The sequence below is a fragment of the uncultured Maribacter sp. genome (genome assembly GCF_947495965.1).
GTDB lineage: Bacteria > Bacteroidota > Bacteroidia > Flavobacteriales > Flavobacteriaceae > Maribacter_B.
Map to the genome: position 1 here is coordinate 348297 of NZ_CANMBB010000001.1, position 14656 is coordinate 362952.

General features: G+C 30.3%; 17 protein-coding genes. 6 read left to right on the forward strand and 11 right to left on the reverse strand.

All coding sequences use genetic code 11. The annotated features are described in order from the left end of the window. Positions 1-28 precede the first annotated feature (28 nt). The 4 genes from Q0820_RS01580 (at position 29) to Q0820_RS01595 (ending at position 3858) form a co-directional block, all read left to right on the forward strand. Entirely contained in the window at positions 29-1876 is a 1848-nt protein-coding gene (locus tag Q0820_RS01580; RefSeq protein WP_298484460.1) for an ATP-binding protein, read from the forward strand. Continuing rightward, complete coding sequence (locus Q0820_RS01585) at positions 1866-2459, forward strand: bifunctional precorrin-2 dehydrogenase/sirohydrochlorin ferrochelatase (protein ID WP_298484462.1); 594 nt, start codon at positions 1866-1868, stop codon at positions 2457-2459. The genes Q0820_RS01580 and Q0820_RS01585 overlap by 11 nt, the downstream gene beginning before the upstream one ends. Continuing rightward, positions 2449-2817 (forward strand): hypothetical protein, encoded by a 369-nt coding sequence (locus Q0820_RS01590; RefSeq protein ID WP_298484464.1) that lies wholly within the window; start codon positions 2449-2451, stop codon positions 2815-2817. The genes Q0820_RS01585 and Q0820_RS01590 overlap by 11 nt, the downstream gene beginning before the upstream one ends. 378 nt (positions 2818-3195) lie before the next feature. Next, entirely contained in the window at positions 3196-3858 is a 663-nt protein-coding gene (locus tag Q0820_RS01595) for a response regulator (RefSeq protein ID WP_298484466.1), read from the forward strand. 19 nt (positions 3859-3877) lie between these two features. On the opposite strand, the gene upp is transcribed toward Q0820_RS01595, so the two are convergent. Beyond that, a complete protein-coding gene (upp, locus tag Q0820_RS01600) occupies positions 3878-4531 on the reverse strand; it encodes a uracil phosphoribosyltransferase (RefSeq protein ID WP_298484468.1) in 654 nt (217 codons plus the stop codon). 81 nt (positions 4532-4612) lie between these two features. Between upp and Q0820_RS01605 the strand changes: the two genes are divergently transcribed. Continuing rightward, positions 4613-5611 carry a metal-dependent hydrolase gene (locus tag Q0820_RS01605; RefSeq protein WP_298484470.1) on the forward strand — a complete coding sequence of 333 codons (999 nt, stop codon included), beginning with the start codon at positions 4613-4615 and terminating at the stop codon, positions 5609-5611. On the opposite strand, the gene Q0820_RS01610 is transcribed toward Q0820_RS01605, so the two are convergent. The 8 genes from Q0820_RS01610 to Q0820_RS01645 form a co-directional block, all read right to left on the reverse strand. Then, positions 5608-5901 (reverse strand): hypothetical protein, encoded by a 294-nt coding sequence (locus Q0820_RS01610; RefSeq protein WP_298484472.1) that lies wholly within the window; start codon positions 5899-5901, stop codon positions 5608-5610. The genes Q0820_RS01605 and Q0820_RS01610 overlap by 4 nt on opposite strands. A gap of 9 nt (positions 5902-5910) precedes the next feature. Beyond that, the gene (gene cydB / locus Q0820_RS01615; protein WP_298484473.1) at positions 5911-6984 is read right to left on the reverse strand and encodes a cytochrome d ubiquinol oxidase subunit II; all 1074 of its coding nucleotides are present in this window, start codon (positions 6982-6984) and stop codon (positions 5911-5913) included. 3 nt (positions 6985-6987) lie between these two features. Further along, positions 6988-8319, reverse strand: a complete 1332-nt coding sequence (locus tag Q0820_RS01620; RefSeq protein WP_298484475.1) for a cytochrome ubiquinol oxidase subunit I — start codon at positions 8317-8319, stop codon at positions 6988-6990. Positions 8320-8457: 138 nt separating this feature from the next. Then, a complete protein-coding gene (locus Q0820_RS01625) occupies positions 8458-8670 on the reverse strand; it encodes a DUF2892 domain-containing protein (protein WP_298484477.1) in 213 nt (70 codons plus the stop codon). A gap of 24 nt (positions 8671-8694) precedes the next feature. After that, positions 8695-9042, reverse strand: a complete 348-nt coding sequence (locus Q0820_RS01630) for a rhodanese-like domain-containing protein (RefSeq protein WP_298484479.1) — start codon at positions 9040-9042, stop codon at positions 8695-8697. 167 nt (positions 9043-9209) lie between these two features. Beyond that, positions 9210-9842, reverse strand: a complete 633-nt coding sequence (locus tag Q0820_RS01635) for a Crp/Fnr family transcriptional regulator (protein WP_298484481.1) — start codon at positions 9840-9842, stop codon at positions 9210-9212. Beyond that, a complete protein-coding gene (locus Q0820_RS01640) occupies positions 9820-10242 on the reverse strand; it encodes a DUF983 domain-containing protein (RefSeq protein ID WP_298484482.1) in 423 nt (140 codons plus the stop codon). Before Q0820_RS01640 ends, Q0820_RS01635 begins: the two co-directional genes overlap by 23 nt. Positions 10243-10303: 61 nt before the next feature. Continuing rightward, positions 10304-11212 carry a DUF1338 domain-containing protein gene (locus Q0820_RS01645; RefSeq protein ID WP_298484483.1) on the reverse strand — a complete coding sequence of 303 codons (909 nt, stop codon included), beginning with the start codon at positions 11210-11212 and terminating at the stop codon, positions 10304-10306. Positions 11213-11289: 77 nt separating this feature from the next. Between Q0820_RS01645 and Q0820_RS01650 the strand changes: the two genes are divergently transcribed. After that, positions 11290-12177: a LysR substrate-binding domain-containing protein gene (locus tag Q0820_RS01650; RefSeq protein ID WP_298484484.1), complete on the forward strand. Its 888-nt coding sequence runs from the start codon at positions 11290-11292 to the stop codon at positions 12175-12177. 4 nt (positions 12178-12181) lie between these two features. On the opposite strand, the gene Q0820_RS01655 is transcribed toward Q0820_RS01650, so the two are convergent. Together Q0820_RS01655 and Q0820_RS01660 are read right to left on the reverse strand one after the other, a co-directional pair. Continuing rightward, complete coding sequence (locus Q0820_RS01655; RefSeq protein ID WP_298484485.1) at positions 12182-13009, reverse strand: amidohydrolase family protein; 828 nt, start codon at positions 13007-13009, stop codon at positions 12182-12184. 4 nt (positions 13010-13013) lie between these two features. Continuing rightward, entirely contained in the window at positions 13014-14552 is a 1539-nt protein-coding gene (locus Q0820_RS01660) for an alpha-L-fucosidase (RefSeq protein WP_298484486.1), read from the reverse strand. Positions 14553-14656: the final 104 nt, after the last annotated feature.

Genomic DNA, 14656 nt, shown 5'->3' on the forward strand with positions numbered 1-14656 from the left:
CCCTTATTGGGAATAATTTTATTCTAATATGAGCGAAGATAAATTGCAACAACCATTAGATACTGAAACCTTTAATAGGATTCGCAAATGGTATTTGCTTGCTTTATCTGCAATAGCACTTACAGTTATTATAGCGCAAATATTAATACAAACAAATATTAACACCCAACTAGACGATTCTAGAATAATAAATATTGCAGGTAGACAGCGGGCTTTTAGTCAAAAACTAGTAAAGGAAATATTACTTTTAAAAGAGGTGAAAAATGAAAATGAAAAAGACCTAATTACTAGAGAAATAAAAACTACCTTATCTAAATGGATTGCTTCTCATAAAGCATTACAATTTGGCGACAAAGAAATGGATATTGTTGTTGAAAACTACACTCCAATTAAAAAACTATTTAAAGATTTAAATCCGCACCATAATGCAATGGTAAGTGCCATTACTAAAATTCTTAAGGCTTCTAACACCCCAAACTACCTTACCACAAAAGAATACCAAGAAAACACATCTATCTTACTAAAAAAAGAAAGGATTTTTCTTAATATAATGGACACTATTGTTAATACGTATGACAAACAAAGTAGAAAGGAACTTCAAAAATTAAAAAATAAAGAATACCTACTTTTAGCTTTTTCTTTATTGATTCTATTTCTAGAAATGGTTTTTATTTTTAGACCTCTTTCCATCCAAATTAGAAATAGTATTTCTAAGTTAATGAAACACAAATTAGTCTCTGATAAAAATGCTTCTCAAATACAAAAACTATATGATGAGAAAGAGAAGTCTTTACAGGAGCTACAAGAATTAAATTTTGTAATTGATAATGCTGCCTTATTTGCAAGTGCTAGAGAAGACGGTAGTATTGTTTTTATTAGTAAAAAATTTATTACCCTACTTGGTTGCTCTCATGAAGATTTAAAAAAACCACTGCAAGAACTCTTAACTACAGATCAAGGGCAACAAAAGTATTTAAAAGAAATTTTAAAAAGTAATAAAAAAAATAGCATAAGGAACGAAGAAATAAAAATTACCACTGCAAGTAAAAACATTTGGTTAGACATTTCTATAATACCTATGTACCAATCTAGCAGACAACAAAGTGTTTTAATTTTATGTTCTGATATTACAGAAAGAAAAAAACACTTAATGCAAGTTGAAAAACTTACAAAAGAAAATTATGAAGAAAGAATACTTCAGAAAAAGAGAAAAGCAAGCCAAATAGTAGAAGGGCAGGAAGAGGAACGAAAACGTATTGCCAAAGATATTCATGATGGCATTGGCCAAATGTTAACAGCTTTACGGTTTAATATAGAATCTATTGACTTAGAAAACCAAGAAAAAGCAGAAGAAAAAATCATCTATTTAAAAGAATTAACTTCTGACTTAATAAAAGGAGTACGTACTGCCACTTTTAATTTAACCCCTCCAGAATTAAGTGATCATGGTATATTACCTGCATTACAAAAAATGACTACAGAACTTTCTAGATTAACTGGAAAGAACATTCTTTTTGATAATAAAACTGAAGTTAATTTTAGATTTGATTCTCTAGCGGAAACCAATATTTATAGAGTTACGCAAGAAGCTATAAATAATGCCATAAAATACGCAGAATCTAATTATATTTTACTAACCATAAATTACACCGATCATATTTTAAGTGTAGTCATAGATGATGATGGTAAAGGGTTTAACCCTGTTATTTTAAAAGAACCTCCTAAAAATAATAGTGATGGCGGCATGGGGTTATTTTTTATGAAAGAAAGAATAAGTTATATTAATGGCAGATTGTTTATAAACTCTATTCCAGGGGAAGGCACTAGGGTAACTATAAACTACAAAACAAATAAAGAAGATAACAATGGAGCGTAACGAGTTATATCCAATATTTTTAAAAGTATCGCAACTTAATATTTTGGTTGTTGGCGGGGGTAATGTTGGGTTAGAAAAACTTACTTTTTTATTAAAATCAAGTCCTAATGCAAAAGTAGAAATGGTTTCTCTAGATTTTTTAGATAAAACACTTGCCTTAGCAAGAAAGCACCATGTAACTATTATTAAAGATGCTTATCATGAGAAATATTTAAAAGGAAAGCACATTGCTATAGCTACAACAGACAATGTTGCTGTTAATGAGCAAGTATACCATGATTGTAGAGAAAGGAGTATTCTTGTTAATGTTGCCGACAATCCCCCTTTTTGCGACTTCTATATGGGTGGTATTGTTACTAAAGGGAATGTAAAAGTTGCAATTTCCACAAACGGAAAATCGCCTACCACAGCAAAAAGATTACGACAATTCTTTGAAGATGTTATTCCAGATAATATTGACGATTTGGTAAAAAATCTTAATGAATTTAGAAAAACTATTAAAGGAGATTTTGAAGAAAAAGTAGAAACATTAAATGAATTTACTAAAGGTTTAGTAAGTAAAAAAGATACTCATGAAAATTAGAATAAGAGGAAATTCTGTACGTCTTAGACTTACAAAAACAGAAGTAGACGGTTTAGCAAAAACTGGTGTATTTTCAGAAAAAATTGTGTTTCCAGATAATACACTAATCTATACAATTACTGCTAAAGAAGCTATAAATACAATGGAAGCTTCTTATGTAGAGAACACAATTACCATCTATATACCAAAAAAAGATTGTTTAGAATGGCCTACCAATAGTATAATTGGCCATAAACACACTCTAAAAATTGATGCTAAAAATTCTTTATCTATACTTGTAGAAAAAGATTTTGTTTGCATGGATGAAACCGTAGAAGATCAATCCGATAATTATCCTAATCCTAAAGCATTAATTTAATTTTCTACAAACTCTTCTTATAATAACAAATTTCATACAATAAGCGTTAGTTTTTTTATTTTTTAAATATTCTTGAGGCAATACCTTATTCATAAATATTAATACTCCTTTGGTAACAAGAATAGCGCATAAACACATTATAATGTGATGGTTTTTCCTTCTATTTTACTAAAAAACAGTGTTTTTAGGCAATAAGTGAGAACTTACTTACGTAAAGTAAAATCATCTTATAAAGTAATTTTTATATTGCGCAATTATTAACACTAACCATTAATTACATAAAAAAAAGTACTGTGGTACTCCTGTAATAATTTTACAATTGTTACAGAAACTTATGTATTAAAAAATATATCTGGCATAAACTAGATTTTTGAAATTTTGAAACTTATAATAAAAATTTTAATGGTCGATGACCATCCAATAATCCTAAAAGGTTATGAACTGTCATTAAATGAATTTAGTGATAATTATGTATTTGAATTTTACAAAGCGCAAAATAGCGTAGAAGCTATAAATTTAATTGAACAAAATGAGCAAGATTTTTTTCATATAGTCTTCTTAGATATACGCTTACCTGTTAATAATGATTATGCTTTAATAAATGGGGAAGATTTAGGAATTAAAATTAGAAAAACAACGAACTCAAAAATCATTGTTTTAAGCTCTATAGGAGATACCCAAAGAATATACAGTATTCTTAATAATTTAGAGCCAGATGGGTATATTATTAAAACAGAAACAACTCCAGAAATATTACTAGATGCTATTGATGCTGTTCTAAATGATAGAAACTACTTTTCTAGTAAAATAACAAAACTAAAGAATGTTCAAAACTCAGAGAACCCTACTCTAGATGTTTATGATATTAAAATTTTATACTTTTTATCGGTGGGTGAAAAAATGAAGAACTTACCAGATTTTGTACACCTTTCTATTGCTAGTATAGAAAGACGTAAAAAGAAAATAAAGGCGTATTTTGGAAACAAAGAAGCATCAGACAGGGAGCTTATAGAAACTGCCAAAGAAAAAGGGTTTATATAGTTTATTAAATTATTTCTCCTTACATTTTTTCTCCATAAGACAAATCTCCAGAGTCTCCTAAACCAGGAATAATATAACCTTTGGAATTAAGCTCAGAATCTATATCAGCAATCCAAAGATGTGTGTTTTCAGGAAATACATTTTCAATAAACTTTACACCTTCTTCTGAGCCTATTACCGCAACAATATGTATTTGTTCTGGTGTGCCATGAGATTCTAATGCCCTTAAAACATTCTCTAATGTTTTACCTGTTGCCAACATTGGGTCTGCTAAAATCAAAGTCTTTTTTTCTATAGAAGGAGCTGCTAAATATTTTACAATTACATCAAAGTCATCTTTCCCATCTGGGTGATGCCTATATGCAGATATAAATGCATTTTCTGCATCATCAAAATAATTTAATATTCCTTGGTGCAAAGGTAATCCTGCACGCATAATGGAACAAAGAACAATATTATCTATACATTTTGATGTTTTTTTTATACCTAAAGGGGTTTGCACTTCTGTAGCTTTAAAATGTAAAGTTTTACTTAACTCATAACTTAAAACCTCCCCAATACGCTCTATATTTTTCCGAAAACGCATGGTATCTTTCTGAATTGTACTATCTCTTATTTCTGTTATAAATTTGCTTAAAATTGAGTTTTCTAAAGCAAGGTGATGTATGATCATAAGGCATTTAAATTTCTATTACTAAATTACAGATTTATACTGGTAAAGTATGTTGCTATAACTTACTTTTGAATACATACTATGGATTCACTCACACAAATTGTATTAGGAGCAGCAGTTGGCGAAGTTGTTTTAGGAAAAAAAAATGGAAATAAGGCAATGCTTTATGGTGCCATTGCTGGTACTATTCCAGATTTAGATGTATTTGCTTCTTACTTTACAGATACTGTTTCAGCGTTAGAAATTCATCGCGGATTTACGCACTCTATTTTATTTTCTATTGTTTTTGCGCCAATATTTGGTTGGCTAGTAACTAGATATGAAAAATATAAAGATATTAAAGCATGGTCTTGGTTATTCTTTTGGGCTTTTATAACGCATCCAATATTAGATGCACATACTACCTGGGGAACGCAACTATTTTGGCCTTTAGATGTACGATTAGCCTTTAAAAACATATTTGTTATTGACCCTCTGTATACATTACCTTTTTTAGTGTTTTTATTACTAGCCATGCGGCAAAAACGTACTACAAAAAAACGCAGTTACTATAATAAGATGGGATTATTGGTAAGTTCTGGTTATTTGCTACTTACACTTTTATTAAAATGGATTGCTTTTAATAAATTTAAAGATGCCTTAGAAAGACAAAATATAGCGTATATACAATTAGACACAAGGCCATCTGCTTTAAATACTATTTTGTGGAGTGCAAATGTAGAAACTAAGGACAATTATTTATTAGGAAACTATTCTTTTTTTGATTCCCAACCAGTACGTTTTGAAACCTACCCCAAAAACCATCATCTTTTAGAAAACTTAATTAAAGATAAGAGTGTACAACGAATGATTGCTATCTCTGAGGGCTGGTACATTATCCAAAAGAACGACAAAAATTTATATTTTAATGATTTACGATTTGGACTTTTAAGCTTAGAACCAAACTCACAAAACTTTGTTTTTAAGTATAAGGTTACTGTAAATGATGCTAACGAAGTTATGTTTACTGAAGTTCCAAAAAACTCGAAGAACGGAAAAAAATTACTTAGCGATTTATGGGACCGATTAAAGGGAAACTAATTAATCTTATTGTAAAGCAATTTTGCTAAAATTAGACCTACAACTCCGCCTAAAGCAGAAACTACTATATTTATAACTAGTCGTAAACCTACAAAATCTTCGTTATTCATAATAGACCAAGGGTCAAAGCCTAATCTTCCAAAAGATTTAATTAAAAATACACTTCCAAAAACGCCAACTATGGTATTACCCATTATACCAAAGGAATATTTTTTAACTGTATACCCAAAACCATTAGCAGCTATTATTCCTACTAGAATACTAATTAATGCTATTAGCGTACCTGTCATACCAGAATATTAATGGCCATAATCCATATTATCTATCTTCCCTCCCATTAATCTTTTTTGTATAATCATGTATACAAAAAGAAGAATAAAACCAATTATTCCCCAATTTAGAGCAACAGACAAACCATATTCTGTACCAGCAGTATTATAAATAGTTAAGGGTTCATTTACGGTATTTACAGAAGGTAACAACACTGGAAACAAAGAAGCTAAGGAAGATGTAATTCCTCCTAATATTAGCAAAGTAGATAGTGCAAAAGCATATACATCTTTCTTTAATTTCTTAATAAAAAACAGTCCTATTAAACCAGTAAAATAAATAATAGGAAAAACTAATAAATAGGGCTTCTCTATAAAATTATCAAAGGAATTTGGGTTAATAATTTTCCAAACAATTAAAGAGAAAATGGTAAGTGCAGCAAGTACAATATTTAGTTTTAAAATTACTCCTTTAAGTTTATTATTTATGGCTGCATTTGTTTTTAAAATAATCCAATTGGCTCCATGAATTGCTAAAGTAACTACAGATATTATTCCTATAATAATAGTGAACCAATCTATAACTCCAGGAGTTTTGCTTAACGGGCTAAAACTACTATCCCATAATGGCAAGAAAAAATAATGTGCTTCATATTCCGAAACTCCTTTCTCTACCCCACCAAAATTTACACCTCTGACAACATTACCTAAAGCAATACCAAAAAATAAGGCTAATAATAAACTAGAAACCCCAAAAGAAGCATCCCAAATATCCTTCCACATTTGAAATTTAAATTGACCTCTAAGTTCTAATCCTATTGCTCTAAAAATAATTAACCACAGAACTAAAATTAAAGGCAAATAAAAGCCGCTAAATACAGATGCATAAAAGGTTGGAAAAGCCATAAAAAGCATTCCTCCTGCGGCTACTAACCAAACCTCATTAGAATCCCAAAATAAACCTGCAGCTTTTGTAATTACTTCTTTGTCTTTCTCTTCTTTTGCAAAGAATAAATGAATTATTCCTGTTCCAAAATCATATCCATCTAAAATAAAAAACATTGCTAAAACAACTGCTATTGCTATGTACCAAAATAGTTCCATAATTTAATGTGTTTGGTGTTTTGGACCTTCGTTAATAGTTTTTCCTACCAGGACTAAAAATAATAACCCTAGAAGCATATACAAGGCTACAAAACCCAGTAAAGTAAATAATGTATTCCCAGAAGAAACTGTGGGAGAAATACCTTCGGTTGTTCTTAACAAACCGTAAACCAAATATGGTTGCCTTCCAAGCTCTGCAGTGTACCACCCTGTAAGATTAGCGATATAAGGAAAAGGAACTAAAAACATAATAGTCCATAATAGTGGTTTTAATGTATATAACTTTTTTCGCCACAAAAAGAAAGCCGACAAAAACATAACCCCAATAAAAATAGTTCCTAAACCAACCATAATATGATAAGAGTAATAAAGTGCCGGAATGTTATCTGGCAATTCTTCCTTTTTAAAATGGTCCATTCCTGGAATTTGCCTATCCCATTCTTGGTAGGTTAAGAAGCTTAATATATTAGGCACGGCTATTTTATTATCCAACTTTTTTTCTACCATATTGGGCTGTCCAATAAGTACAATCTCTGCTCCTGCCTCTTCCGTTTCAAAAATTCCTTCCATAGCAGCAAAAGAAGCTGGCTGGTATTTTGCAACGTTTTTTGCATTCCAATCTCCTGTAGGGAAAGCTACTAAAAGGCTAGATATTAATCCAAAAATTACTCCTGTTTTTAAAAACAGTTTTCCGTATTCTATTTGTTTATTTCTTAACACATAAAAAGCACCTATACTTGCTACAACAAAAGAAGAGGTTACAACGGATGCCAATTGGTTATGCAAAAAAGCAGGTATAAGCCAAGGATTACTAAAGAGTGCCGAAAAATTCTCTAAAACAAATTTACCATTATCCAAAATTTCATATCCTACTGGGTGTTGCATCCAAGCATTAGTTGCCAAAATAAACCAACCACTAGCCCAGGAACCTAAAAAAACTAAAAAACCTGTTAAAAAATGTAGCTTTTGCCCCATTAGTTTTTCCCCAAAAATAAACAAGGCTAAAAAAGAGGATTCCAAAAAGAAAGAAAACATGCCTTCCATTGCCAAAGTTTGGCCTATAACATTCCCTGTTAATTCTGAAAACTTTGCCCAATTGGTACCAAATTGAAATTCCATAGGAATTCCCGTTACCACTCCCATCGTAAAATTAATGGCAAAAATTTTCATAAAAAATTTAGCGGCATCATTATACTTCTCAATATTATTCCTTAAGTATTTCCCTTTAAAAAAGACTATCAACAAAGACAATCCCATGGTTAATTGCGGAAATATGTAGTGAAATGTGATAGTGAAAGCAAATTGCAACCTATCATAAAAAAGCATGTCTTCCATACTAAAGAAATTTATTGAAGCTTATTTTATTTAAACAACTGCAAGGTACTCCATAGAACTAAAAAAGGGAATTATTATAGCATAAAAAAGGCGAAACATTTGTTTCACCTTTAACAAAATTTTGTTTTAAAAAATTACTTACTTATTGCTTTTTATTTTACAGGTACTTATTCCAAAAATTCTATACAATGGGCAAAAACTCACAAAACCTGTAACAATAAAAATTACAGATAAAGCCATAAGTACATATGCTAAAGTTCCCCCTATTACATTTGTGTAATATAATGCTAAAACTACTCCTGCAATTATAAAACGAATAATACGGTCTGTGGTATTCATATTTTTTTTCATACTATTAAATTTTAGTTTAAACTTTTATAACTTCCAATTAGAATATCCTCCTTGTAAATCGTAAATTTTCTCAAAACCCATATCGGCTAATTTGTGAGATGCTTTTTTACTGCGTGCTCCAGAGCGGCAATAAATATATAATGGGTCTTTTTTATCTATCTTCTTAAAATAATTAGTAAAACTATATTGATTAAAAAAATCTACATTCATTGCGTTTTTTATGTGTCCCTGTCCAAATTCATTTGGAGTTCTTACATCTATAATCCTGACTTTTTTATCAGAAATAGCAGATTTAAAAGATGTTTTATGTAACACCTCAACAATTCCTGAATAATCTTTCTTTGCGCCAAACAAACTACGTAATAATGACATATTCTATTTTTAAAATAAATAAGCCGACAAAAGAAAACGATTATTTTTCCATAACCGTTTCCTTAAACAACCAATCAAAATGCATTTAAATAGTACTATTTAAACACTATGTAAATTTAGGTTATGGAATTCTATACTACAGTAACATATGTTACATTGGAAAAAAATTATAATTCTACTAAACGAATATGATTTCTATTTAACTCTATTTTACCCATGTTTTCCAACTTTTTAAGAAGTCTAGAAACTACTACTCTAGAAGTGTGTAGTTCATAAGCTATTTCTTGGTGGGTATTATGTATACTATTATTATGTGTAACTCTTGCTTTATCTTTAAGGTACTTTAGCAAACGTTCATCCATTTTTAGAAAAGCAATACTATCTACCGTCTCCATAACTTCATTTAAACGGTTATGATAGCTATTTAAAACAAAAGTGCGCCAGCTGTTATATTTAGCCATCCATTCTTCCATTTTTTGAACAGGAATCATAAGTAACTTAACCTGTGTTTCTGTAACTGCCCTAATTTCACTTTTAGATTGTCCTATACAACAACTTAAGGTCATGGCACAAGTATCTCCATTCTCTAAAAAATAAAGTAACAGCTCGTCTCCATTAGTATCCTCTCTAAATATTTTTATTACTCCAGATAATAGTAAAGGCATAGATTTAATATAATCTCCTATCTCTATTATCTTAAAATTTTCTGGAATTTCTTTAAAGGTAGCTACTTGGTTAATTTCATTAATTAAACCCTCTTCAAAAACGTCTTTGTAGTTATCCTTTAATTCTTGAATCATTTTGCTTTTTCTTTTTTACTTTAAACGCAATATCTGTATCATAATTAAAAAAAATATTGGCCCAAATTGACTTTGAAACAGCACCTATATATGGCATTGTTACTACTAACCCTATAATAGTACTAATAAAGGTAGAAAAAAGGCTAAACTCTAAGTTAAAAATTTGAATTAATACATAAATTGCTACTGCAACAGCAATACCAACACCATAGGAAACATACATAGAACCATAGTAAAAACTAGGTTCTATACTATATTTTAAATTACAACAAGGGCAGTTTTTTTTAACCTTATTAAACTTATTTATTTTATAAGGGTTAGCCTCCAAAAAATTACCTTCATGACACCTTGGGCATTTTAGAAATAAAATACTGTAAAGTTTTGTTCCCTTAAAAGACATAGTATGCTTTTACCCACAAAAATAGTACTTTACACTAACTATAAAAGTAACAAATGTTACACTATTCTTTTTGAGTTTGCGTACTAAACGTACTTTCAAAAATTTTATCTGCATTTGCAGATTCAAAACCTTCTCTTCTTTGCTCTCTGGTTAATTTAGAAGGATCCATATTTGCAAATTCTGGTAAAGGCAAGCGTTCCGCAAACTCTACATAACTACCAGATATTTTGGCTTTTTTATGGTTAGAAAACTCTGCATCTATCATTTTAGCAACAGTACTACTTTGCTTTAAAAGCCCGTCTGCACTAGTTTTAATTTTTCCGCCAGCAGTATTTAAACGTATCCCTATAGACTCTAAAAAATCATTAAACTTGGCTACGGTATTATACGCTTCTGGTAACTCATGTACGCTAATTGTATAATGGTTTAAATAATACCTGTTATAAATTACCCAAGAAGCATATTCGCTCTCTGCAAGCAACGCTTTATAATCTTCTAAAGAAGGTAATTGCCAAAGTGATTTATAAAAGAAGTCTCCTACTTCCTCTGCATTATTTAAATCTAATTTATCTACCGGGTCCTTAGTAATATTTTTAGTATATTTTAGAATAATATCTTGTACATTCTTTGATAAATCTTTTACACGTAACTCACTAATAAATATTCGTGGATATTCTGAAGAAGGTGGTGCATACCAGTAAGCATCTAGCTTTTTACCTTCAAAAAAAAAGTAATCTTCTTTGGTATACCCGTAATGCAAAAATATTTTTTCAAAAGAGTTTATTCCTAAATTAGGAACTCCTAAAGTTCTAAAAGCTATATGATCATTTACAATATCGTCTTGACTTGTTATAAGGCCATTACTAACCATTGCAGCAGTTATTTTACTAACATCTGGCACGCGCTCTAAATACGGTTTAAACAAACCTTCTAAAACCTTACCTAACCCATTTTTTTTATCAAAATTCATAATAGCATATTTTTTGCATCTATATTTTTTAAAATTAATAGTACTTTTGATTAATAACAATTCTTATTAATTATTAAATGATAAGTATTACTAATCAAATAGAATTAAGACAACTTCGCTATTTTATTGTTTTAGCAGAAATTTTGCATTTTAGAAAAGCTGCCGAGGTTTTATCTATTTCACAATCGGCTTTAAGTCAGCAAATACTTCTTTTAGAATCTATTGTCGGAACAAAACTTTTTGAACGTAATAACAGAAATGTATCTTTAAATACCTCTGGGAAATTATTTTTAATTGAAGCTAAGAAAATAATAAAACAAGTAGATTCTTCTGTTCAAAATTGGATATTACAAAATGAAGGAAAAAAAGGAGCTTTAAAAATAGGTTTTGTAGCATCGGCAATGCAACAATATTTGCCTCCTATTTTAAAATCTTTTGATGATGAACATCCTAAAATAAAACTACAACTAGAAGAGTTAACTAATATTGACCAATTAAATCATCTAGAAAATAACACTATAGATATTGGTTTTATGCGTTCCAATAAAGTAAACGCTAACATACTATTAAAACCAATTTTTAAAGAACATTTTACTTTGGTTTTACCACAGGATTACGCTATAAACACATCTAACTTTAAAACTATAAAACAACTTTCTGAGGCTTCATTTATACTTTTCCCAAACGAAAACAGCCCATTATACTACCAACAAATACTAAACTTATGTGCAGAACATGGTTTTAGTCCAAAAGTTTCGCACAAATCTATACATGCCCCTACAATTTTTAGATTGGTAGAAAACGGCATGGGTGTTTCTATTATCCCAAATTCTTTACGAGATAACTTTAATTATAAAGTACAGTATATAGAACTTAAAAATATTCCGCAGAAAACAGAGCTTTATGCTGCTTGGCATAAAAATAATGACAACCCAGCTTTAAAGCATCTTTTGCATCTAATCTAATGTATTACAAATTATAAAAAGCTGTTGCATTGCCTCCCATAATGGCATTTTGTTCTGTAACACTAAGTGTACTTATAAAATTTTTGGTAAGCGAAACAACTTTTTCATAACTACCCGCTACCAAACACACTGGCCAATCGGAACCATACATAATACGATCCACTCCAAAAGAATCTAATACTAATTGCATATAAGGTTCTACTTGCTCAGGAGTCCATGTTTTATAATCTGCCTCAGTAATCATTCCAGAGACTTTACAATATACATTTTGATGTTTTGCAATTTCTTTCATTAAAACTGCCCAACCGTCATAAAAACCATCTTTTATATATGGTTTTGCAATATGATCTATAACAAACTTTTGGTTAGGAAAACTTTTTACAAATTCTAAAACAGCACCTAATTGATGCGGAAAAACTAAAATATCATAAACATAATTATAACGCTCTAGATAAGAAATACCTCTTAAAAAGTTTGAGCGCAATAAAAAATTATGGTCGGGTTCTCCTTGTACTACATGACGAAAGCCTTTCATTTTAGAAAAGTCTTGGTATTTTTCTAAATCAGATTCTACCTTACTACTTCTTAGATCTACCCACCCTACAATTCCTTTAATAAAACTATGCTCTTCTGCTAATTCTAATAGAAATTTATTTTCTTCTAAGGTTTGGTCTGCTTGTACTGCAACACACCCATCAATATTATTTTCCTTAAAAACTTTTTTTAAATCTGTTGGAAAAAAATCTCTTCGAATAGTTGCCATTTCATCATCTATCCAACTATGTTTTTCTTCTTCGTATTTCCAAAAATGCTGATGCGAATCTATTACCATTTACTTATTGTGATATTGTTATTTTAATTACAGTTGCCATAGTATCTACTTGCTTAGAAGGTGCTTTTACCTGTAAGCCTTCTTCCTCATCATAACTCCATTCAACCTTTTCTTCACTACCTAAAAAACTAACATTTTCTATACTTGGTGCGTCTAAAATATTCTTCTTAGCAAACGATTTTAAAAGTAACTCTTTTTCTGGAGAAACAGCACCCATAACTATGGCATAAATTTCATAATCTTTGGTAGTATACCTAATATCTTTATTAGAGTATTCTAATTCTAAAAATGCTTTATGATTTTCAAAATGACCATCTGGTTCTTTTGTAGGTCCTTCTCCAAAAGTATACCATGCTTCTGTTCCGTAAATAGCCTCTCCATATTTCTCTAACCAATCTCCCATTTTCAAAAGCCCTTCTTTCTGGTTGTCCGGAATAGTACCATCTGCTTTTGGTGAAACATTTAATAATAAAACTCCATTTTTACTTACAATATCTATTAGTGTATGTAAAACGTCTTTAGATTTTTTAACTCCTAAATTATCTGTATAACACCAACTACCATCACTAATAGTAGCATCTGTCATCCAAGTTTTTGTACCTATAACATTTTTACGAGATTGCTCTAAATCTTCAACACTCATATTTAAAGGCAAATCATGCTGTTTACGAACAATAACAACTTCTTTCCCTTTTTCTGCGGCAGCATTTAAATAATATGCAGCAAATTCTTTTCTATACTTTTCTGGAATATCCCCCAAAACATAGTCGAACCAAACAATATCAGGGTTATACTTATCTATCACTTCTTTTAATTTTCCCAACCACATTTCTTTATACCATTTTTCGTGCTCCATATTACCGTATAACATTTGTAATTTAGGATCATTAGATGTAGTTGGCATTCCTTCAAAATTTGGGAAGTGACTTATTCTTATATCTTCTCCCAATTTTGTTGCTCGTTGTAAATTTTTTGCATGATGAAAAGCTGTGATTAACTTCATTCCTTTACCACGTATTGCTTTTTCTATTTCCCCTGTAACATCTCTTTTTGGCCCCATGTCCATAACATTCCAAGGTGTTATTTCACTATCCCACATGGCAAAACCATCATGATGTTCTGCAACTGGTCCGGAAAATTTTGCTCCAGAGTCTTGAAAAAGTGTTGCCCACTCTTCTGCATCAAATTTTTCTGCCTTAAACATTGGGATAAAATCATGATACCCAAACTCAGACGGGTGCCCGTATTTTTCTACATGGTGTTTGTAAAACTTATTGTCTTTAAAATGCATCCATCTAGGGTACCATTCATTACCATATGCCGGTACTGAATAAACACCCCAATGAAAATAAATTCCAAGTTTGGAGTCTTTAAACCATTCCGGAGATTCTTTATGTTTTCCTAATGAATTCCAATTTTCAGTAAACGGTTTTTCTAAATCTGTTTCAGTTGCTACAGTGTCTTTCTTTTCTTTTTTGTCTGAACATGATGCTATTAAAACAACTACTATTAGAGCTAAAAAACGAGTATGTATTGGTTTCATAAGTTGGTTTTTAATGATACCTAAATGTACTTGTATTAGTATGCAACTAAGAAAAGTATTGGTCATATGTATATAACATATGGTTTACTATAGTGTTTTATAGT